At 26.3% G+C, this 20,054-nt stretch carries 29 protein-coding genes, 7 tRNA genes and 1 pseudogene; 15 read left to right on the top strand and 22 right to left on the bottom strand.

What is annotated here, in order from left to right:
* Nucleotides 1-2: 2 nt before the first annotated feature.
* From ACQH23_RS10420 to ACQH23_RS10395, 6 genes are all read right to left on the bottom strand, one after another.
* Nucleotides 3-521, bottom strand: a complete 519-nt coding sequence (locus tag ACQH23_RS10420) for a UPF0236 family transposase-like protein (protein WP_425378274.1) — start codon at nucleotides 519-521, stop codon at nucleotides 3-5.
* A gap of 140 nt (nucleotides 522-661) precedes the next feature.
* Complete coding sequence (locus tag ACQH23_RS10415) at nucleotides 662-901, bottom strand: hypothetical protein (RefSeq protein ID WP_425378219.1); 240 nt, start codon at nucleotides 899-901, stop codon at nucleotides 662-664.
* Nucleotides 877-1,815 (bottom strand): ISNCY family transposase, encoded by a 939-nt coding sequence (locus ACQH23_RS10410; protein WP_425378273.1) that lies wholly within the window; start codon nucleotides 1,813-1,815, stop codon nucleotides 877-879. The genes ACQH23_RS10415 and ACQH23_RS10410 overlap by 25 nt, the downstream gene beginning before the upstream one ends.
* 28 nt (nucleotides 1,816-1,843) lie before the next feature.
* A complete protein-coding gene (locus ACQH23_RS10405; RefSeq protein WP_425377606.1) occupies nucleotides 1,844-2,440 on the bottom strand; it encodes a DDE-type integrase/transposase/recombinase in 597 nt (198 codons plus the stop codon).
* Nucleotides 2,441-2,700: 260 nt separating this feature from the next.
* Nucleotides 2,701-2,964 (bottom strand): hypothetical protein, encoded by a 264-nt coding sequence (locus tag ACQH23_RS10400; protein WP_425377740.1) that lies wholly within the window; start codon nucleotides 2,962-2,964, stop codon nucleotides 2,701-2,703.
* A gap of 45 nt (nucleotides 2,965-3,009) precedes the next feature.
* The gene (locus ACQH23_RS10395) at nucleotides 3,010-3,141 is read right to left on the bottom strand and encodes a hypothetical protein (RefSeq protein WP_425378272.1); all 132 of its coding nucleotides are present in this window, start codon (nucleotides 3,139-3,141) and stop codon (nucleotides 3,010-3,012) included.
* A 789-nt stretch (nucleotides 3,142-3,930) separates the two neighbouring features.
* Here ACQH23_RS10395 and ylqF point away from each other — a divergent pair.
* Nucleotides 3,931-4,818 carry a ribosome biogenesis GTPase YlqF gene (ylqF, locus tag ACQH23_RS10390; protein WP_425378271.1) on the top strand — a complete coding sequence of 296 codons (888 nt, stop codon included), beginning with the start codon at nucleotides 3,931-3,933 and terminating at the stop codon, nucleotides 4,816-4,818.
* A 59-nt stretch (nucleotides 4,819-4,877) separates the two neighbouring features.
* The gene (locus ACQH23_RS10385; RefSeq protein ID WP_425378270.1) at nucleotides 4,878-5,138 is read left to right on the top strand and encodes a hypothetical protein; all 261 of its coding nucleotides are present in this window, start codon (nucleotides 4,878-4,880) and stop codon (nucleotides 5,136-5,138) included.
* Between the two features lie 265 nt (nucleotides 5,139-5,403).
* Here ACQH23_RS10385 and ACQH23_RS10380 read toward each other — a convergent pair whose 3' ends face one another.
* The 4 genes and pseudogenes from ACQH23_RS10380 to ACQH23_RS10365 form a co-directional block, all read right to left on the bottom strand.
* Nucleotides 5,404-5,643: a hypothetical protein gene (locus tag ACQH23_RS10380; RefSeq protein WP_425378269.1), complete on the bottom strand. Its 240-nt coding sequence runs from the start codon at nucleotides 5,641-5,643 to the stop codon at nucleotides 5,404-5,406.
* Between the two features lie 141 nt (nucleotides 5,644-5,784).
* On the bottom strand, nucleotides 5,785-6,057 hold the full coding sequence (locus ACQH23_RS10375; protein WP_425378268.1) for a hypothetical protein: 273 nt from the start codon (nucleotides 6,055-6,057) through the stop codon (nucleotides 5,785-5,787).
* Nucleotides 6,058-6,204: 147 nt separating this feature from the next.
* Nucleotides 6,205-6,651, bottom strand: a complete 447-nt coding sequence (locus tag ACQH23_RS10370; RefSeq protein ID WP_425378267.1) for a hypothetical protein — start codon at nucleotides 6,649-6,651, stop codon at nucleotides 6,205-6,207.
* A gap of 123 nt (nucleotides 6,652-6,774) precedes the next feature.
* A pseudogene (locus tag ACQH23_RS10365) lies at nucleotides 6,775-6,882 on the bottom strand (IS5/IS1182 family transposase); the annotation flags it as partial.
* 392 nt (nucleotides 6,883-7,274) lie between these two features.
* Here ACQH23_RS10365 and ACQH23_RS10360 point away from each other — a divergent pair.
* Nucleotides 7,275-7,757: a hypothetical protein gene (locus ACQH23_RS10360; RefSeq protein WP_425378266.1), complete on the top strand. Its 483-nt coding sequence runs from the start codon at nucleotides 7,275-7,277 to the stop codon at nucleotides 7,755-7,757.
* Nucleotides 7,758-7,766: 9 nt separating this feature from the next.
* Here ACQH23_RS10360 and ACQH23_RS10355 read toward each other — a convergent pair whose 3' ends face one another.
* The 8 genes from ACQH23_RS10355 to rplK all read right to left on the bottom strand — a co-directional run bounded on the left by ACQH23_RS10355 (nucleotide 7,767) and on the right by rplK (nucleotide 12,987).
* Nucleotides 7,767-8,363, bottom strand: coding sequence for a DDE-type integrase/transposase/recombinase (locus tag ACQH23_RS10355; RefSeq protein WP_425378265.1), 597 nt, complete (start codon nucleotides 8,361-8,363; stop codon nucleotides 7,767-7,769).
* Between the two features lie 260 nt (nucleotides 8,364-8,623).
* On the bottom strand, nucleotides 8,624-8,887 hold the full coding sequence (locus tag ACQH23_RS10350) for a hypothetical protein (RefSeq protein ID WP_425378264.1): 264 nt from the start codon (nucleotides 8,885-8,887) through the stop codon (nucleotides 8,624-8,626).
* A 452-nt stretch (nucleotides 8,888-9,339) separates the two neighbouring features.
* The gene (tsaB, locus tag ACQH23_RS10345) at nucleotides 9,340-9,912 is read right to left on the bottom strand and encodes a tRNA (adenosine(37)-N6)-threonylcarbamoyltransferase complex dimerization subunit type 1 TsaB (RefSeq protein WP_425378263.1); all 573 of its coding nucleotides are present in this window, start codon (nucleotides 9,910-9,912) and stop codon (nucleotides 9,340-9,342) included.
* A gap of 1 nt (nucleotide 9,913) precedes the next feature.
* Complete coding sequence (gene tsaE / locus ACQH23_RS10340; RefSeq protein ID WP_425378262.1) at nucleotides 9,914-10,375, bottom strand: tRNA (adenosine(37)-N6)-threonylcarbamoyltransferase complex ATPase subunit type 1 TsaE; 462 nt, start codon at nucleotides 10,373-10,375, stop codon at nucleotides 9,914-9,916.
* A gap of 407 nt (nucleotides 10,376-10,782) precedes the next feature.
* Entirely contained in the window at nucleotides 10,783-11,055 is a 273-nt protein-coding gene (locus ACQH23_RS10335) for a hypothetical protein (RefSeq protein ID WP_425378261.1), read from the bottom strand.
* Between the two features lie 153 nt (nucleotides 11,056-11,208).
* A complete protein-coding gene (locus ACQH23_RS10330; protein ID WP_425378260.1) occupies nucleotides 11,209-11,637 on the bottom strand; it encodes a transposase in 429 nt (142 codons plus the stop codon).
* Between the two features lie 226 nt (nucleotides 11,638-11,863).
* Nucleotides 11,864-12,550, bottom strand: coding sequence for a 50S ribosomal protein L1 (rplA, locus tag ACQH23_RS10325; protein ID WP_425378259.1), 687 nt, complete (start codon nucleotides 12,548-12,550; stop codon nucleotides 11,864-11,866).
* A gap of 2 nt (nucleotides 12,551-12,552) precedes the next feature.
* Nucleotides 12,553-12,987 carry a 50S ribosomal protein L11 gene (rplK, locus tag ACQH23_RS10320; protein ID WP_425378258.1) on the bottom strand — a complete coding sequence of 145 codons (435 nt, stop codon included), beginning with the start codon at nucleotides 12,985-12,987 and terminating at the stop codon, nucleotides 12,553-12,555.
* A gap of 485 nt (nucleotides 12,988-13,472) precedes the next feature.
* Between rplK and ACQH23_RS10315 the strand changes: the two genes are divergently transcribed.
* The 3 genes from ACQH23_RS10315 to ACQH23_RS10305 are packed head-to-tail and all read left to right on the top strand — an operon-like array spanning nucleotide 13,473 to nucleotide 14,687.
* Entirely contained in the window at nucleotides 13,473-13,751 is a 279-nt protein-coding gene (locus tag ACQH23_RS10315) for a hypothetical protein (protein WP_425378257.1), read from the top strand.
* 5 nt (nucleotides 13,752-13,756) lie between these two features.
* Nucleotides 13,757-14,149, top strand: a complete 393-nt coding sequence (locus tag ACQH23_RS10310) for a UPF0236 family transposase-like protein (protein ID WP_425378256.1) — start codon at nucleotides 13,757-13,759, stop codon at nucleotides 14,147-14,149.
* Nucleotides 14,034-14,687, top strand: coding sequence for a UPF0236 family transposase-like protein (locus tag ACQH23_RS10305; protein ID WP_425378255.1), 654 nt, complete (start codon nucleotides 14,034-14,036; stop codon nucleotides 14,685-14,687). The genes ACQH23_RS10310 and ACQH23_RS10305 overlap by 116 nt, the downstream gene beginning before the upstream one ends.
* 131 nt (nucleotides 14,688-14,818) lie before the next feature.
* Here the strand turns inward: ACQH23_RS10305 and ACQH23_RS10300 are convergent, their stop codons facing one another.
* Nucleotides 14,819-15,079 carry a hypothetical protein gene (locus tag ACQH23_RS10300; RefSeq protein ID WP_425378254.1) on the bottom strand — a complete coding sequence of 87 codons (261 nt, stop codon included), beginning with the start codon at nucleotides 15,077-15,079 and terminating at the stop codon, nucleotides 14,819-14,821.
* Between the two features lie 271 nt (nucleotides 15,080-15,350).
* On the opposite strand from ACQH23_RS10300, the gene ACQH23_RS10295 reads away from it, so the two are divergent.
* The gene (locus tag ACQH23_RS10295; RefSeq protein ID WP_425378253.1) at nucleotides 15,351-15,557 is read left to right on the top strand and encodes a transposase family protein; all 207 of its coding nucleotides are present in this window, start codon (nucleotides 15,351-15,353) and stop codon (nucleotides 15,555-15,557) included.
* Between the two features lie 367 nt (nucleotides 15,558-15,924).
* On the opposite strand, the gene ACQH23_RS10290 is transcribed toward ACQH23_RS10295, so the two are convergent.
* The 3 genes from ACQH23_RS10290 to ACQH23_RS10280 form a co-directional block, all read right to left on the bottom strand.
* Complete coding sequence (locus ACQH23_RS10290; protein ID WP_425378252.1) at nucleotides 15,925-16,887, bottom strand: GMP reductase; 963 nt, start codon at nucleotides 16,885-16,887, stop codon at nucleotides 15,925-15,927.
* 165 nt (nucleotides 16,888-17,052) lie between these two features.
* Nucleotides 17,053-17,694, bottom strand: coding sequence for a transposase (locus ACQH23_RS10285; protein WP_425378251.1), 642 nt, complete (start codon nucleotides 17,692-17,694; stop codon nucleotides 17,053-17,055).
* Between the two features lie 79 nt (nucleotides 17,695-17,773).
* A complete protein-coding gene (locus ACQH23_RS10280; protein ID WP_425378250.1) occupies nucleotides 17,774-18,013 on the bottom strand; it encodes an IS1/IS1595 family N-terminal zinc-binding domain-containing protein in 240 nt (79 codons plus the stop codon).
* A 187-nt stretch (nucleotides 18,014-18,200) separates the two neighbouring features.
* Between ACQH23_RS10280 and ACQH23_RS10275 the strand changes: the two genes are divergently transcribed.
* The 8 genes from ACQH23_RS10275 (at nucleotide 18,201) to ACQH23_RS10240 (ending at nucleotide 19,992) form a co-directional block, all read left to right on the top strand.
* Nucleotides 18,201-19,139 carry a hypothetical protein gene (locus ACQH23_RS10275; protein ID WP_425378249.1) on the top strand — a complete coding sequence of 313 codons (939 nt, stop codon included), beginning with the start codon at nucleotides 18,201-18,203 and terminating at the stop codon, nucleotides 19,137-19,139.
* Nucleotides 19,140-19,304: 165 nt separating this feature from the next.
* Nucleotides 19,305-19,380: transfer RNA gene (locus ACQH23_RS10270), tRNA-Lys, on the top strand.
* Between the two features lie 8 nt (nucleotides 19,381-19,388).
* A tRNA-Thr gene (locus ACQH23_RS10265) sits at nucleotides 19,389-19,464 on the top strand.
* 6 nt (nucleotides 19,465-19,470) lie between these two features.
* Nucleotides 19,471-19,554: transfer RNA gene (locus ACQH23_RS10260), tRNA-Tyr, on the top strand.
* Between the two features lie 16 nt (nucleotides 19,555-19,570).
* Nucleotides 19,571-19,645 (top strand) — tRNA-Gln (locus ACQH23_RS10255).
* 4 nt (nucleotides 19,646-19,649) lie between these two features.
* Nucleotides 19,650-19,725 (top strand) — tRNA-Lys (locus tag ACQH23_RS10250).
* Nucleotides 19,726-19,743: 18 nt separating this feature from the next.
* A tRNA-Leu gene (locus ACQH23_RS10245) sits at nucleotides 19,744-19,830 on the top strand.
* Between the two features lie 88 nt (nucleotides 19,831-19,918).
* Nucleotides 19,919-19,992, top strand: a tRNA-Gly gene (locus ACQH23_RS10240).
* Nucleotides 19,993-20,054: the final 62 nt, after the last annotated feature.

Below are 20,054 nucleotides of genomic sequence, written 5' to 3'. Positions count from 1 at the left end.
TTCTAACAAATGTTTAATATCAAACCGTTTAATAAGGTTAAAAATTGTTTTTTTGTTATGTTAGCATTCCGATACATATTACAAATATCTTGATAACTAAAATTTATGCCTAATTTGCTGATTATTTCTAACGAAAAATCATAATCAAGTCGCTGATAACTTTCAATCCCTAATTGAATATCAAGTAAAAAGACCGTTTTTGGTTTTTTTGCCACTTGAAATTCTGGTTTTAAGATATATTTTCGTCGTTTAAAAGTAACTTCACCATTACGAAAAACCAAAGTTCGTTGATAAAATCCTTTTGGAATATAACGTGCTTTGCGTCAGTCCTTATTAAAAATATAGTTATCAATATATTCAAAAATATTTTTAAATAGTATTCAAGCTTCAGAACTAATTTCATTGTTTAAATAGGATAATAGTGCTGTAATAGGGATATTAGGGCTAATTTCATTAATTAAATCAATAAAAGAGTTATTATTTTCGTTTAAAAACTCTTGGATTCTATTTATAATATTCATAGGATAGTTTTCTTTCTAATTTTTTTCAAAATTAATTATACTGAAAACTTTCTTTTTTATTTTCCCCAACTTTGGCAACGCAATCTAATTTTTTTGGATTATTATTTTCGTTGTCAATATCTAGCAAAAATTTCGCAAAATTATTTAATTGATAATGTTTGTAATGTATATTGATTATTTCAAGGATGATTTGGTTTTGGTTTATGTGCTTTAGATTTGGGAACTTTGTTTTCAATATTTTTAATAGGAACCGGAATGTATTCTAATAAATTATATATTTGATTGTTATATTTTAAATATAATGTTTCATCAAATGCTTTAATTACTGTAATTTTTGTTTTTGAATTAAAGACTTTTAACTTTTTATTATTATAAGCCATATATTTTTTATTGTTATAACTAATTGATGAACTATTGTCTGTTTGTCGCGTTGAAGTGATTGATAAAATAAATTAATTTTGTCATTATTAGGAGCGTCAACAAAGACAGAATTGTTATAATCAATAGGAATGGCAAATTGTTTATTGAATTTGGTTATAAATTCTTTTAAGAATGTATTTGCTTCTTCAATAGTGGTTACTCCTGCGAGAATTAATTCATTTTTCAAGCGATCTTGTAGAGTGCCTCATAAACGTTCAATTCGTCCCTTTGCTTGGGGAATTGAAGTAGTTATGATTTCGACACCTAATTCATCACAGCATTTGCTGAATTGAGTAAAGGTGTCTTTTTCTTCGGTTTTATCACTACTTTTTTGGTATGTAAAGATTGTTCGTTTATCGGTATAAAATGTCATGGGAATTCCATAATTTCGTAAAATTTGATGTAAAACATTATAATAACCTTGTAATGTTTCTTGATAAGCAAAATATAATCCAACAACCGTATTTGTTGTATCATCAATTGCGCCATGTAAAAATCATTTTGGACCATTTGGTCCTAATCAATGATGTTCACTGGCATCATCTTGTAATAGTTCGCCGAAACATTTTCGACGTTCTCTTAAAGGGTGGGTTTTATCTTTTTTCTTTATTTTTTGCTTTCGAGGTGTTTTAATTTGATTTAAGGACATTAATTTGTATAAAACTGAATATGAAATGTTTATTCCTTCATTTTCGATTAATTTTTCTTTGAAATGAGTAAAATTAAAGCCAATATATTTAGTTTTATATAAATTTATAATCTTTTCACAAATTTGTGGATTTGTTTTATTATGAGCTATCCTTCCACGAGAATGGTGAGCAAATGATTGACTATTTTGTGGATCATAAAGTTTTATAAGTTGTTTAGACTGCACCCTGTTTAGTAAGTATTAATAAAAAGGTTTACAAACTTTCATTTATTATATCTTTTTCTTTTTGGTTTGAATATCATTTATTTCATTTTTTAACATCATTAATATATTCATTATGAGATTTATAATTTTTATTATGGATTGTTCCTTTTTTAAGTAATGAATGAAAACTTTCAATAATAATGTTGTCTGCACAATGATAATTTTTACCCATTGAAATTATAATTTTGTTATCTAAACATTTACTATTATAATCTTTAGATGTATATTGATATCCATGATCTGAATGAATTATTGTTTTATTTAGATCTTTTTTTATTTTTTTAATTTTATTAATTGCAGCATTTAAATTATCAATTACAAGTTTGTTATTATTAAATTTTGATCATTTTACATCAATAATTTCTTTAGTATATCCATCAATTATTGTTGATTGATAATGTTTTTTACCATTTCAAATTAAATAAGTTACATCAGTAAATAAAATTGAAAATCTTTCTTTAATATCATTAAAATTACGATTTACTAAATCAGGATATTTAATTATATTTTTATTTCTATTTTGTTTTATTAATATTTTTCTACGCATACGCTTTACATATTCAGCTTGAATATTATTTTCTTTCATAATTCGTAATACTTTCTTAGCATTATAAACAATGCCATAATCTTCTTTTAAATATTTGGTAATTCGACGATAACCAAATTGTTTTAAATTTTCTTCATAGACTTTTACAATATTCTTTAACGGTTCACTATCCTTACCATTACTTGAATAATTTTTATATTTATCTCAATAACTACGCTTTAAATTTGTTATATCAAGTAATAAATTTAGTGGATATTTATTAATGTTTTCTTTGATAAAAAATACAATTTTTCTTTTATTTAATTGTAAAAGTCATGAAGCTTTTTTAGTAATTCATACCTAACTTTGTAATAGTTTAAATCTCTTTTTCCTCTTTTTTCTTTTGGACCTTTATTGGTGTTTAAAATTCCTTTCTTAAAATTTTCATACCATGAAGCAACAGTTTTTTTATTAATTGCATATTTTTTTGCAATAAAACTTATACTATTATTTTTAACCTCTTGTCCTATCCTTTTTCGAAAATCTGCTGTATATTTATTAAATTTTTGTCCTTTTCTTGCCATATAAAAATGCACCTCCTTTAAAAGTTTAGCAAAGACTTTTTTTCTTTACTTACTTTTTTGGGTGCAGTCTAGTTCAATGCGACGAATTGATAAGTGTAAAATATTTGCAGCTCTTTGCTTTGATATTTTATTGTTAATAATTTTTTCAATTGTTTTGTATTTATGTTGTTCTTTCATTGTTAGTTTTCTTTCCATTGTTATCACCATTTTTAATTTTAAATGGTTGCGAAATTTTTGCTAGATAACTATTACGAAATTATCACAAGATAAGGACAGGATTATTATTTTCGTTTGCAATTTTGTAATTTTATGCTATAGTTAAAATGGTTAAAAAAAGACAAATTTATCTTTTTCTTAGTTATTTTTATTTTAATAGATAAATATTTGGTCGTATAAATAAAAGTAGGGTAAGTATGAAAAAACATCAATTAATTATTATAAAAAGCACTATGAATTCACTATAATTTATTAAAATTTTTAAACTATCCTATTTTTATTTATATGACCAAATATTTATTTAAATAAGACATCACCCATCTAATAATTTATATGATGGCATAAATTATAAACAGCATATAATAGGATTCTTGCGATACTAACAAAAATAAAAAAATTTACAAATAAAAAAAATTAAATTAAACTTTAAAATAAGCATTTTTAAAAATTTTAATTGCTTTTTAAGCATAAATAATCAGGTATCGCAAGAAGTCTAATGTTCGTCCTTAAACAAAAACATCAGTAAATCAACTTTGTTAAAGAATTTATTAAGTTAATGACAACTAATTTAACTTTACCAGATGGGGAAACAACTGATAATTTATTTCTTTGTAACTAAATTTTTAGAAGATATTCAAAAAGGGAAGCGAAATCTTGCCGTTTCATTGGAATGAGTTGAAGATTATATTAAATAATTTTTATTTAAAATTAAAGAACTTAAAAAATTGTTAGCGAAAGGAGGAAAAGAAGGTGACAACAGATATTCATTGATTTCCTGGTCATATGGCAAAAGCAATTAAACAAATTGTCGAACAAAGTAAATTGATTGATTTGTTGATTGAAATTATTGATAGTCGTATTCCGTTTTCCTCGTCAAATCCGTTAGTTGATAACTTACGTGGTTCAAAACCAAAGTTAGTTATTTTAAATAAAAAAGATTTAGCAGATCCAGTTGCGATTAAGTCATGACTTAATTATTATCAGCAACAGCAAATTGCCGTTTTACCGTTAGATAGTAAACATGCTAATATTACAAAATTAATTATTGAAAAAATTAATTTTGTTTGTGCCCCAAAAATGGAACGCAATAAAAAACGGGGAATTAAAAATCCTAAAGTAAAAGTATTAGTAATCGGGATTCCAAATGTTGGGAAATCTACTTTTATTAATGCCTTAGTGAAACGAAATTCCGCCCGGGTTGGAAATAAACCGGGGGTAACAAAAGGACAACAATGATTAAAATTAAATCAGCAAATTGATTTAGTTGATACCCCAGGGATTTTATGACCAAAAATTGAAGATTCACAAGTAGCTTTAAATTTAGCTTTTACACGTTCAATTAAAGAAGACATTTTGCCAAAAGAAGAAATTTGTTTAGCAGCAATTAAATGAATGCAGCAACATTATTTTTCCTTATTGGCAAAAGAATATCATTTGACAACAAGGGATAATTTTGTAATAACAGATGAAAGCGACCTTTTTCAATTATTATTAATAATGCAACAAAACCGCTTTCATAAAGTTGATGAGGACAATGTCAATAACATTGTTACTGACTTTCTCAACAAGTTATGAAATAACAAATTTGGGTTAATGTCGTTTGAATTTCCCTCAGCAAGCGGAACAACACCTGATTAATAAATTTGAACAAGAGGTTTTAAAACGATATCCGAAGCCAGTTGTTATGGCAGGAACTGATGAAGCGGGCCAGGGTTGTTTGGCGGGAGGGACCATTAGTTGTTAGTGCATTAATTTTGCCATCGGAATATATTAATGCTGAAATTAAGGATAGTAAAAAGTTAACAGCATTACAATGTGCGAAGTTATCTGCTGAAATTATAACTATTGCAATTAGTTATACAATTGAAATTATTTCCGTTGAAATGGTTGAAAAATTAAATCCAAAGCAAGCAAAGTATTATTGGAATGCAACAAGCAATTGACAAGTTAACAGTTAAACCAGATTTAATTTTAACTGATGATGAAAAGTTATCTGCTGCTTATCTCCATCATGCAATTATTAGACTTCTTGCGATACTATGATAATCATTGCAAATTAATTCATAAAGAAAAAAATACAAATAGGAATTTATACCTCTTATTAATTTAATTCTTATAGTTTTTATAAGCGATGCATTATTTTGGCACAACAAAAAATGATTTTATTATTTAAAGTTAATTTTCATTCAACTTCTGTCAATATCTAGCAAAAATTTCGCAAAATTATTTAATTGATAATGTTTGTAATGTATATTGATTATTTCAAGGATGATTTGGTTTTGGTTTATGTGCTTTAGATTTGGGAACTTTGTTTTCAATATTTTTAATAGGAACCGGAATGTATTCTAATAAATTATATATTTGATTGTTATATTTTAAATATAATGTTTCATCAAATGCTTTAATTACTATAATTTTTGTTTTTGAATTAAAGACTTTTAACTTTTTATTATTATAAGCCATATATTTTTTATTGTTATAACTAATTGATGAACTATTGTCTGTTTGTCGTGTTGAAGTGATTGATAAAATAAATTAATTTTGTCATTATTAGGAGCGTCAACAAAGACAGAATTGTTATAATCAATAGGAATGGCAAATTGTTTATTGAATTTGGTTATAAATTCTTTTAAGAATGTATTTGCTTCTTCAATAGTGGTTACTCCTGCGAGAATTAATTCATTTTTCAAGCGATCTTGTAGAGTGCCTCATAAACGTTCAATTCGTCCCTTTGCTTGGGGGAATTGAAGTAGTTATGATTTCGACACCTAATTCATCACAGCATCGGCTGAATTGAGTAAAGGTGTCTTTTTCTTCGGTTTTATCACTACTTTTTTGGTATGTAAAGATTGTTCGTTTATCGGTATAAAATGTCATGGGAATTCCATAATTTCGTAAAATTTGATGTAAAACATTATAATAACCTTGTAATGTTTCTTGACAAGCAAAATATAATCCAACAACCGTATTTGTTGTATCATCAATTGCGCCATGTAAAAATCATTTTGGACCATTTGGTCCTAATTAATGATGTTCACTGGCATCAGCTTGTAATAGTTCGCCGAAACATTTTCGGCGTTCTCTTAAAGGGTGGGTTTTATCTTTTTTCTTTATTTTTTGCTTTCGAGGTGTTTTAATTTGATTTAAGGACATTAATTTGTATAAAACTGAATATGAAATGTTTATTCCTTCATTTTCGATTAATTTTTCTTTGAAATGAGTAAAATTAAAGCCAATATATTTAGTTTTATATAAATTTATAATCTTTTCACAAATTTGTGGATTTGTTTTATTGTGAGCTATCCTTCCACGAGAATGGTGAGCAAATGATTGACTATTTTGTGGATCATAAAGTTTTATAAGTTGTTCAATGCGACGAATTGATAAGTGTAAAATATTTGCAGCTCTTTGCTTTGATATTTTATTGTTAATAATTTTTTCAATTGTTTTGTATTTATGTTGTTCTTTCATTGTTAGTTTTCTTTCCATTGTTATCACCATTTTTAATTTTAAATGGTTGCGAAATTTTTGCTAGATAACTATTACGAAATTATCACAAGATAAGGACAATTTTCATTCAACTTCTTGTCTTATTTATAATAACAATTGAAAATTATAGATTGAAGCAATTAAATTAAATCTTAAAGCAAATCTTTTTCTACGATTGCGATATTTTTCAGTAATAATTTTAAATTTTTTAAGGATAGAAAAACATTTTCAATAACGATTCTCATTTGTGAAATTAGTTTATTATGCTGTTTTTATTCGTTATTTAAAGGTTTTTTCTTTGTTTTTTTATGCGGAATCAAAACATTCCGATGCATTTTTGGTCGTATAAAAAAATAAGGGTTTTGAAAAAAATAAGAAATTGAATAAGAATAATAAACCATTTACTAAAATAGTTTTTTTATTTATAAAACCATAATTATAGATTAATTTAATTGAAACAGAGAAAATGCACAGTTTCTTTTAACTGAGATATATAAATAAAAATTTTTCTAGATTATTATTAATATATAAAGTTAGGAGAAACATTGCAATGCTAAAAAAATATTTAATAATTTTAGTTAAATAAAAAATAGGATGATAATTTAATGAAAGAATTTAAGACTAATTTAGGTAAGTTAATAAATAATGATGCTTTATCTTTTGTCAAAACATTAGAAAATGATAGCGTTGATTTAATATTAACTGATCCACCTTATTTATATGATTTACCAACAAGAAAAAAAGAACAAATAAATTATAGCGAAATATCAAAAAGTATAAATAAATATATTAACGCTATATATGATAATAATTCACATAATTCATTTGATATAAATACTTATTTAGATAAATTTTATAGAATTTCAAAAAATAAATTTATGTTAATTTGAATGAATAGAAGACAAATAAAAAATTACTTAGATTGAATTTATAAAAATAATATGAATTTTGATTTTTATTTTTGAGAAAAAACAAATCCAATGCCAACTAATAATTTTATTTTTAAAGATAAAGAATATTGCATGATTATTTATTCTAAAAAATATCCAACACCAACTATAGACTGCACCCTGTTTAGTAAGTATTAATAAAAAGGTTTACAAACTTTCATTTATTATATCTTTTTCTTTTTGGTTTGAATATCATTTATTTCATTTTTTAACATCATTAATATATTCATTATGAGATTTATAATTTTTATTATGGATTGTTCCTTTTTTAAGTAATGAATGAAAACTTTCAATAATAATGTTGTCTGCACAATGATAATTTTTACCCATTGAAATTATAATTTTGTTATCTAAACATTTACTATTATAATCTTTAGATGTATATTGATATCCGTGATATGAATGAATTATTGTTTTATTTAGATCTTTTTTTATTTTTTTAATTTTATTAATTGCAGCATTTAAATTATCAATTACAAGTTTGTTATTATTAAATTTTGATCATTTTACATCAATAATTTCTTTAGTATATCCATCAATTATTGTTGATTGATAATGTTTTTTACCATTTCAAATTAAATAAGTTACATCAGTAAATAAAATTGAAAATCTTTCTTTAATATCATTAAAATTACGATTTACTAAATCAGGATATTTAATTATATTTTTATTTCTATTTTGTTTTATTAATATTTTTCTACGCATACGCTTTACATATTCAGCTTGAATATTATTTTCTTTCATAATTCGTAATACTTTCTTAGCATTATAAACAATGCCATAATCTTCTTTTAAATATTTGGTAATTCGACGATAACCAAATTGTTTTAAATTTTCTTCATAGACTTTTACAATATTCTTTAATGGTTCACTATCCTTACCATTACTTGAATAATTTTTATATTTATCTCAATAACTACGCTTTAAATCTGTTATATCAAGTAATAAATTTAGTGGATATTTATTAAGGTTTTCTTTGATAAAAAATACAATTTTTCTTTTATTTAATTGTAAAAATCATGAAGCTTTTTTAGTAATTCATACCTAACTTTGTAATAGTTTAAATCTCTTTTTTCAAATGATTCTTTTGGACCTTTATTGGTGTTTAAAATTCCTTTCTTAAAATTTTCATACCATGAAGCAACACTTTTTTTATTAATTGCATATTTTTTTGCAATAAAACTTATACTATTATTTTTAACCTCTTGTCCTATCCTTTTTCGAAAATCTGCTGTATATTTATTAAATTTTTGTCCTTTTCTTGCCATATAAAAATGCACCTCCTTTAAAGTTAGCAAAGACTTTTTTTCTTTACTTACTTTTTTGGGTGCACCCTTGGTGATGATATCTTTGTTTAATTGTTAACCTAATTAATTCCTTTAATTTTGTCGAAAACTCTTGATAAAGTCAAAAACCCTTATAAAATATAGAGATTTGCAAGAAATACATTTTATTAAAAACCCAATAAAATCAAGGTTTTATTAAAATACCAAGAGTTTTATACAAAATTAAAGATTAATTTTAAATTTTACCCACTATGCATTAAAATAAAATAACCATAAAGATTATTTTTCACAATTAATTTATAAACAAGATAATTCGGGCTATTAATAATATCAATTAAATTACGGTATTTGTAATAATACTGTGGATAGTTTTCCTGTTCTAATAGGAATAATATTAACCCATCACTATTATTTACTGGTTTAAAAGTAACCATTTAACTTCAGTCCTTTTTCAAGTATTGTGGTTCTAAGGTTGTCATATCGTCAACTAAACGAAAATGTTTTTTTAGAGCAAGATAATTTTGCCCTAAATCCACGGCTTGTAAATCACAACGAAATTCATAACCTGGAAATTGTTTGGTAATTTCAAGACACGTTTCATAATCTAGCACTTGACTTGGAATTACTTCTGTTCCATTACTAACTACCGCAAAATAATGTTTTCCACCCCGTGCATCAAGCATTGAAATAACATTATCTAACCCCGCTTGGTAAATTAAAATATTAATCGTATATATTTTAACCGATGGATTAATTACTTTAATAGTTTTAACAATTGTCATTGGAATCCGGACACCAGTATAACTACCTGGTCCAGACGTTAAATAAAAATTATTAATATCTTGCAGTTTTAATTGATGTTCACTTAATAACTGCATAATGGTTGGTAAAGTTGTTTCAGTATGACGACGAGAATTGTTATGGTGGACTTGGCCAATAATTTTCTCGTCTTGTTCTAAAATTAAAATTAATAAATCAGTACTAGTATCAATAAATAGATTTAACATCTTATCCCTCTTTTCCTAATGCTGCTGTTAAATCCGGATTATTATTTTTAATGTTAAAATGGCGTTCTTGGTCGTTTCCTATCTTAATGGTAATTTTAATTATCTCATACTTTGAACTTATTCGGTTACTAATTAACGCTGGTCATTCAATAATATTAATCCGATCGGAAAAATAGTCAAAATACATTTTCCATTCTTCTTGCGGTTCTAACCCGGCTAAGCGATAACAATCCATATGATTAACACCAATGTCGTCCTTTGTTGTATATTGCTGCATAATCAAAAAAGTTGGTGAAGTAACTGGTTCAGTTACTCCTAAAAATTGTAATAAATATTTAGTAAAAGTCGTCTTGCCAGCAGCTAATGGGCCTTCTAATAATAAACATAAATTAGGATGTAAAAATGGTGCAATTTTTTCAGCTAAAAGTTTTGTTCCTATCTCATCTTTAACAATTATTTTCATTAATAACCCACTCTCTTTTATTATTATATCTAAGAATTAATTATTGTGCTAGATTTTCTTTAATTTTGTAGAAAATCTTTAATTTTTTAGAAAACTCTTGATAAAATAAAAAAATCATCAATATGACAATTTGAAAACGAATTTGGTGGAAGATTATTATTGTTCTTTAACTTTTTTAGATGTTAAAATATAATACCGTTGCTTGTTGGTTTGGTGTTAAACTTTTGTGTTGGTATTTTCAATTTTCAGAGATTTAAATAATTTTGAATGTTAGTGAAACCTAAACCATGATAATAGACTTCTTACGATACTAACAAAAATAAAAAAATTAAATTAAACTTTAAAATAATAATTTTTAAAAATTTTAATTGCTTTTTAAGCATAAATAATAAGGTATCGCAAGAAGTCTAATGAATTAAAGATTCTTTAAGACTTGCTTGTAATTTACTAATTTTATTTAATTTTCGATAACTGGCATCAGGATTTGTCCTAGTTTTAGTGGCATATAAAGTAGAACTTGTTTGTTTTGCTACTAATAAATATAATGGTTGCATATCAGAAATAATAATGGAATTTTTGTTAATTAATTTTGTATTCATATTTTCAATAATTCACTGTTTTTGTAATCGTTTGATATTAGTGGATTGAACAAAAATATTATTATTAGTATCAACCGCCATTTGAATACAACATTTACTGTTAGTGGAAAATGGATCAAGATGAGTTTTTCGTTTATCAAATTTATCTTTAAAATTACCTTTATGGATTTCTTTAATAAATGTTTCATCAATTTTTATTTGGCCATTTAATTTTTTAAATTTTAATTGAGTATTTTATAATTGTTTTGATTGCATTAATTTTTGACGATTATATCAAGCTATTTTGGGTATTGTTTTAATAAAACGGGAAATTACTTTACTAGATTGTCCTAACAATGAAATTTGAATTAATAAATTTCATTGTTCATAATTTAAATGACTTCAATAAGTAAAATGATGACGAAAAGCATCAAAACTAGCCCGACATTTTTTGCATAAATATTTTTGTTTTCCTTCGGGATTATGGCCATTTTTAACACAATGATAAGATTTGCAATTAGGGCATTTAATACCTTTATCTCTAAATTTTTGATCAATTTCATTTAAGCGTTTTTGTTTTTTGATTAATTCTGCTTCTTTTTTAACTTTTTCATAAAATTCTAAAAATTTATCATCTGTTTTCTTTAATTTTGTCGAAAAATTTTGATAAAGTCAAAAACCCAATAAAATAAAGGTTTTATTGGGTTTTTGACTTTATCAAAATTTTTCGACAAAATTAAAGAAAACAGATGATAAATTTTTAGAATTTTATGAAAAAGTTAAAAAAGACAAATTTATCTTTTTCTTAGTTAGTTTTATTTTAATAGATAAATGTTTATTTAAATAAGACATCATCAACCGAATAATCTATGCCCTCGTAAAAATTAACATTCGTTAGTTTTTTTATTAATTATAATTCAATTAAAACTTTAATTCCTGGCCCCATTGTTGTTGTTACAGCAATATTTTTAATATATGCTCCTTTAACAGCAGCAGGTTTGACCTTACGAATTATTTCATAAATTACATCGTAATTAGCTTTTAAATCTTCTGCTTTGAATGATGCTTTTCCAATAATTGAATGAATGTTTCCATTCTTATCAACACGGTATTCAACTTTCCCTTTTTTAACATCACCAATTGCTTTGGTAACATCTGGCGTAACTGTTCCAGTTTTAGGGTTTGGCATTAGCCCTTTTGGTCCTAATAACTTCCCAATTTTTCCTAGTTCAGCCATAATATCTGGTGTTGCAATAATAACATCAAAATCAAATCAATTTTCTTTTTGAATTTTTTCAATTAAATCTTTACCTCCAACAAAGTCAGCACCAGCTGCCTTTGCATCACCTTCTTTATTGTTTGTTAAAACTAAGATTCGTTGTGTTTTTCCAGTTCTTTTTGGTAACACAACTGCCCCCCGAATTTGTTGGTCAGCATGACGAGGATCAACATTTAAGTTAAAAGCGACTTCAACTGTTGAATCAAATTTTGTTGTTGCAGTTTGTTTTGCTAATTCAATCGCTTCTACAATTGGGTATACCTTATTTTTATCAACTAACTCAGCAACTTTGTTATATTTTTTTCCAAATTTTGCCATCCTTAGTTTTTCTCCTTCTTACTTGGCATACCTTCAACAACAATTCCCATATTACGAGCAGTTCCTTCAATAATATGCATTGCTGCTTCAACATCATTTGCATTCAAATCAACAATTTTATATTCCGCAATTTTGCGAACTTCATCTGCTGAAATTGTTGCTACTTTTTCATCTTTTGCTTTTGCTGATCCTTTTTGGATTTTAGCTGCTTTTTTTAATAAAATCGCTGCTGGGGTTGTTTTTAATTCAAATTTAAATGTTTTGTCATCAAAAGCAGTAATAACAAAGGGAACAACATCACCCATACGGTCTTTTGTTGCATCGTTAAATTGTGTACAAAACTGCGGCATGTTAATTCCTAATGAAGCTAACTCTGGCCCTGGTTTTGCTTGTCCTGCGTTAAATTCTAATTTTTCAATTCTTGTAATTCTTGCCACGAGCAATTCCTCCTTTTATTCAAATTCTCGCTGTGGTTCAAACGTAATGTTACCATTACTACCACATTTAAACATATTCTAAAACTTATAATAAATGCCTTGTTAATTATAACAATAAACAGCAAAAAAACAACTTTATTCTTTAATTTTGTCGAAAACTGATTGCGTTGCCAAAGTTGGGGAAAATAAAAAAGAAAGTTTTCAATATAATTAAGTTTGAAAAAAATTAGAAAGAAAACTATCCTATGAATATTATAAATAGAATCCAAGATTTTTTAAACGAAAATAATAACTCTTTTATTGATTTAATTAATTAAATTAGCCCCAATATCCCTATTACAGCACTATTATCCTATTTAAACAATGAAATTAGTTCTGAAGCTTGAATACTATTTAAAAATATTTTTGAATATATTGATAACTATATTTTTAATAAGGATTGACGCAAAGCACGTTATATTCCAAAAGGATTTTATCAACGAACTTTGGTTTTTCGTAATGGTGAAGTTACTTTTAAACGAGGAAAATATATCTTAAAACCAGAATTTCAAGGGGCAAAAAAACCAAAAACGGTCTTTTTACTTGATATTCAATTAGGGATTGAAAGTTATCAGCGACTTGATTATGATTTTTCGTTAGAAATAATCAGCAAATTAGGCATAAATTTTAGTTATCAAGATATTTGTAATATGTATCGGAATGCTAACATAACAAAAAAACAATTTTTAACCTTATTAAACGGTTTGATATTAAACATTTGTTAGAACTAATGCTAGATGAACCAGATACAAAACTAAAACATGATGGGGTTATTTATATTGAAACCGATGAAGCATATCGCAACGCCATTAGTTATCAAATCAAAAAACGATTAAAAATTAAGAAAAGAATCCGTTTAACCGTCTTTCATACTGGTTATAAAGATCCTAAAACAATACGAAAAACAATGCATAATGTCAAATTTCTAGTAACAATGACTAATGAAGTTAAAAAAATTAACTCTAAAAAATACTGACAAGGAATTAAAGAATTTATTAACTTAAATTATGAATCACCCGAGACAGCTAAAATTATTGTGCTTGGTTGATGGTGCACAATATATTTCAACGGTTGAAAAACACATCAATGTTGAATTTATCATTGATCGTTTCCATGTTATTAAAAAAATTAAAGATTGTCTCCGTGGTCCACGATATTATAAACGTTATTTATTTAATAAAATTAGAAAAGCAATTCTAAAATTAAACTGAAACAAGGTTACAAAATACCTTGAATGAGCTTATCAGCTTGTTAAAACCGAAGAAGCGAAAGGAAAGTTACAAGAAATATCTAATTATTTAAGAACATACTATGGAGCAATTCAAAAATGAGAATATCAAGAAAATATTGGTTGTCGCATTGAAAGTTATATTGCTCGAATTATTAAAGTAATGTTTCGTTCAAAACCAAAAATATTTAATGAAAAAACGATTTACAAAGTAATGTTATTAAAACAATTGACAGCTAATGGGATTAATCCCTTTCAAGAACTAACAGAAATTAAAAATCTTCAAGTAAAAAATGAACAAATTACTTGAAGATGAATATTTAAAAAGATGAATAATCCAGAAGTTAAACAATATAACTTACCAATATTCACCGCTTCTACATTATCAAATACTAAAACTCTTTTAAAGAAAATAGTTTCTAATTATTATTAGAACTTAATGCTAAAAACTTTTCCCCAACATTTTACACGCTACCTCGAAACTCTTGATAAAATAAAAAAAATCATCAATATGACAATTTGAAAACGAATTTGATGGAAGATTATTATTGTTCTTTAACTTTTTTAGATGTTAAAATATAATACCGTTGCTTGTTGGTTTGGTGTTAAATCTTTGTGTTGGTATTTTCATTTTCAGAGATTTAAATAATTTTGAATGTTAGTAAAACCTAAACCATGATAATGAATTAAGGCTTCTTTAAGACTTGCTTGTAATTTACTAATTTTATTTAATTTTCGATAACTGGCATCAGGATTTGTCCTAGTTTTAGTGGCATATAAAGTAGAACTTGTTTGTTTTGCTACTAATAAATATAATGGTTGCATATCAGAAATAATAATTAGGATTCTTGCGATACCGGCTTTTCTTATTAAGAATATTTCTATAAAATAGGCTTCTTGCGATATTAACAAAAATAAAAAAAATTACAAATAAAAAAATTAAATTAAACTTTAAAATAAGCATTTTTAAAAATTTTAATTGCTTTTTAAGAATAAATAATCAGGTATAGCAATAATTCTATTTAAAGAATCAAAAATACCACTTTTAAAAGCTAGCAAAGTAATAGTTGATACAGGTTATCAAGGTTTGCAAAAAATGCATCGGAATGTTTTGATTCCGCATAAAAAAACAAAGCAAAAACCTTTAAATAACGAACAAAAACAGCATAATAAACTAATTTCACAAATGAGAATCGTTATTGAAAATGTTTTTGCTATCCTTAAAAAAATTAAAATTATTACTGAAAAATATCGCAATCGTAGAAAAAGATTTGCTTTAAGATTTAATTTAATTGCTTTTTAAGCATAAATAATAAGATATTGCAAGAAGTCTAATAAAATCATTTTTTGTTGTGCCAAAATAATGCATCTCTTATAAAGACTATAAGAATTAAATTAATAAGAGGTATAAATTCCTATTTGTATTTTTTCTTTATGAATTAATTTGCAATGATTATCATAGTATCGCAAGAAGACTACTATTAAAATTAACTAAAACAAGGAAGCGGAAATGCTTAGAGCTAATTAAAAAAATATTGCCGTTTCACTATTTCAAATATTTATTGTTAAAAACAAAAAAATACCACTTACATAAAAGTGGTATTGCTTTTACATTAATTAATTTCTAATTTTTATATTTTTACCCTACTTTTATTTATACGACCGATTTTTTAAAAATTACTATCTTTTAAAATGACATAATCAACTTTTTTAATGGCCGAAAGGTCTTTTCCTCCAGCATAGGAAATTGATGATTGTAAATCTTCGGTCATTTCGCGTAATGTTTCAAAAATGCTACCGCGAATTTCAATCAATTCTTTTTTTCCTTCAACATAACGTTTTTCACCTTTATTATATTCACTTGCTGATCCAAAATATTCTTTATATTTAATGCCATTATTTTCAACTTGTTTTCCTGGCGATTCTTGATGAGCAGCAAATAAGCTTCCGATCATACACATCGTCGCTCCCATTCGGATTGATTTGGCAATATCACCATTAACTCGTAATCCACCATCCGCAATAATTGGTTTTGAACTACCTTTACTGCATCATTTAACGGTCGATAATTGTCATCCACCATTCCCAAAGCCAGTTTTTAATTTTGTAATACATACTTTTCCAGGCCCAATTCCAACTTTTGTTGCATCAGCGCCTCATTGTTCTAAATCACGAACTGCTTTTGGGGTTCCAACATTACCAGCAATAATAAATGTTTTGTGCCCTAAATGGTGACGAATATGTTCAATCATTTTCTTAACACTAAAGGCGTGACCATGGGCAATATCAATTGTAATATAGTCAGAAATTAAATCTTCTTTTTGCAATATTTCAATTAAGGCATAATCATCTGGTTTAACACCAATGGAAATTGATGTAATTAAATTTTTACTTTTCATATGTTTAATAAATTTAATTTGATTAACATTAAAACGATGCATAATATAAAAATAATTTTTTTCAGCTAGTTTTTCACATAATTCTTCATTAACTACCGTTGCCATATTAGAAGGTACGACAGGTAAATTAAAGGTATGTTTTCCTAATTTAACGATTGTATCACATTCTTTTCGGGAATCAACAACACATAATTCTGGAATCAATTGAATGTCTTCATAATCAAATGCTTTCATTATTTTAATTTCACCTCACTTATTAAATGTACCATAAAATAAGTTGAAAAAACGGAGTTTTTCGGCTTTAATTTTGTCGAAAACTCTTGATAAAATAAAAAAAATAATCAATATGACAATTTGAAAACGAATTTGGTGGAAGATTATTATTGTTCTTTAGCTTTTTTAGATGTTAAAATATAATATCCTTGCTTGTTGGTTTGGTGTTAAACCTTTGTGTTGGTATTTTCATTTTCAGAGATTTAAATAATTTTGAATGTTAGTAAAACCTAAACCATGATAATGAATTAAGGCTTCTTTAAGGATTGCATGTAATTTACTAATTTTATTTAATTTTCGATAACTGGCATCAGGATTTGTCCTAGTTTTAGTGGCATATAAAGTAGAACTTGTTTGTTTTGCTACTAATAAATATAATGGTTGCATATCAGAAATAATAATGGAATTTTTGTTAATTAATTTTGTATTCATATTTTCAATAATTCACTGTTTTTGTAATCGTTTGGTATTAGTGGATTGAACAAAAATATTATTATTAGTATCAACTGCCATTTGAATACAACATTTAGTGTTAGTGGAAAATGGATCAAGATGAGTTTTTCGTTTATCAAATTTATCTTTAAAATTGCCTTTATGGATTTCTTTAATAAATGTTTCATCGATTTGTGTTTGGCCATTTAATTTTTTAAGTTTTAATTGAGTATTTTCTAATTGTTTTGATTGCATTAATTTTTGACGATTATATCAAGCTGTTTTGGGTGTTGTTTTAATAAATCGGGAAATTACTTTACTAGATTGTCCTAGCAATGAAATTTATTAATTCAAATTTCATTGTTCATAATTTAAATGACTTCAATAAGTAAAATGATGACGAAAAGCATCAAAACTAGCCCGACATTTTTTTGCATAAATATTTTTGTTTTCCTTCGGGATTATGGCCATTTTTAACACAATGATAAGATTTGCAATTAGGACATTTAATACCTTTATCTATAAATTTTTGATCAATTTCATTTAAGCGTTTTTGTTTTTTGATTAATTCTGCTTCTTTTTTAACTTTTTCATAAAATTCTAAAAATTGATCATTTGTTAAACTATTTATTAATTCTGCAAGTATTTTTTCCATCAATTATTTGCCTCTCTTTATATTAAAAATATACCTAATTTTAGATATATTTTATAAATATCAAGATTTTTCGACAAAATTAAAGTTTTTCGGTTGAAAAAGAATGAAAGAAATATATTGTATTAAACTGAAAAAAGCATATAATTTATTTATGTAATTGTAGAAAGGAATAGTGATTATATAAATGATGACAAGAAATTTTGGATTTACGAGATTTTGAATTGTGTTGTCAAGTATCGTTGGTATTGTGGGGATGACAGCAGCAACGGGAACTTACTTTTATTATTTAGATCAATATAACAATGGAACTTTTCCTGGTGATCTAAATGTGGCAAGTAGTTGATTAATGAATTCATATGCTGATTTAACAAGTTACAAAGTGGTAATTTTATTAGTCGTTATGTTTTCGTTCTTTACCACAATCATCTGTAATATTGGTTTAATTCGTTATGCGATTGGGAGTACTGATGCTGAATTATGTGCTAACAAATGAAGTTTAGCGGTTTTATCATTATCACTTGGTGGATTTTTTGCACCTTTTGCATTAACATGATTACCAGATACTGATGTTAAAGCGACAAAAAATGCTCGTATTGTTATTGTCCGTTATTTAGGAACTGCTTGATTAGTCTCAGCTCTTGCTAGCATTGTTGCTGTAATGACTTTTTACAACAAAGCAACAAATAAAGTGTGAGTTGATGATGCAAAACACAATTTTGCCATTATGATGGGAGTTTTAGTTGTTGTTAGTGTTTTAAGTTTAATTTTTGTACCGGTTTTTTATAGCACTAAAGTCATAGCTAATATGATGGCCGAAACTTCTTATGGAAAATGATTACGTTTTGTTTCAACTATTTATACTGTTTTAGTAACAATAATGTTAATTATTCAAATTATTACGGCATTATTAAAATTGATTGAAGCATTTGGACGTATGTTCCAAAAAGGACAAGATGGTTTATCAATTTTTGCCAATATTTTACACTTTACTTCAACTTTAATTGGAACAATCTTTATGGTTTATCTAATTACCAAAGTAATCAAAGGACTATGACGACGTGAAAACGGTTACATGATTAATATTCCCCAATATAAGGGATCTGATCATATGCAACGCCAACATTAATTAAGATTAAAAAATGGATTTACAAGCATAAAATCCATTTTTTAAATCTATTATGCGTTATAATATTTTAAAAAAAATTAATTAATTAATAATATTTTAATTGACAAAAATTATTGTTTTATATAAAATTAAAAAGGTTTCAACACAATAAACGAATTGTGTAATCGGGTGTTAGCTCAGTAGGTAGAGCATCTGGCTTTTAACCAGTGGGTCAAAGGTTCAAGTCCGTTACACTCGACCATGATTTCTGCTGGCTTAGCTCAATAGGTAGAGCAACTGACTTGTAATCAGTAGGTTGGGAGTTCGATTCTTCTAGCCAGCACCATTTTTTGGAGGGGTAGTGAAGTGGCCAAACACATCTGACTGTAACTCAGCTCCTTCGGGTTCGGGGGTTCGAATCCCTCCCCCTCCACCATATTTATTGTGTATTTTGGGCTATAGCCAAGCGGTAAGGCAAAGGACTTTGACTCCTTCATGCGCTGGTTCAAATCCAGCTAGCCCAGCCATTGTCTCCTGTTAGCTCAGTAGGTAGAGCATCTGGCTTTTAACCAGTGGGTCAAAGGTTCAAGTCCTTTACAGGAGACCATTTATAAAAAAGATATATGCCCGAGTGGCGAAATAGGTAGACGCAACGGACTTAAAATCCGTCGGTTTTACAACTGTACCGGTTCAAGTCCGGTCTCGGGTACCATTTATGTACCACTTATTAAAAAAGAATTGATATCAAACAAAGACAATGGTATATATATTTATTGTGGTTAATGATAAAATTTAAAAATGCGGGTGTAGTTTAATGGTAGAACTTCAGCCTTCCAAGCTGACTGTGAGGGTTCGATTCCCTTCACCCGCTCCATGATATTAATTGTTAGTTTAACAATTTTTTATGTTAAAATAAGAGAAAAGAGAAGTTAATAA

It is taken from the genome of Spiroplasma endosymbiont of Polydrusus pterygomalis (assembly GCF_964030635.1).
Taxonomy (GTDB): domain Bacteria; phylum Bacillota_I; class Bacilli_A; order Mycoplasmatales; family Mycoplasmataceae; genus Spiroplasma.
Note: the sequence above shows the minus strand (reverse complement) of the source record. Positions and strands in the feature narration are given on the sequence as shown.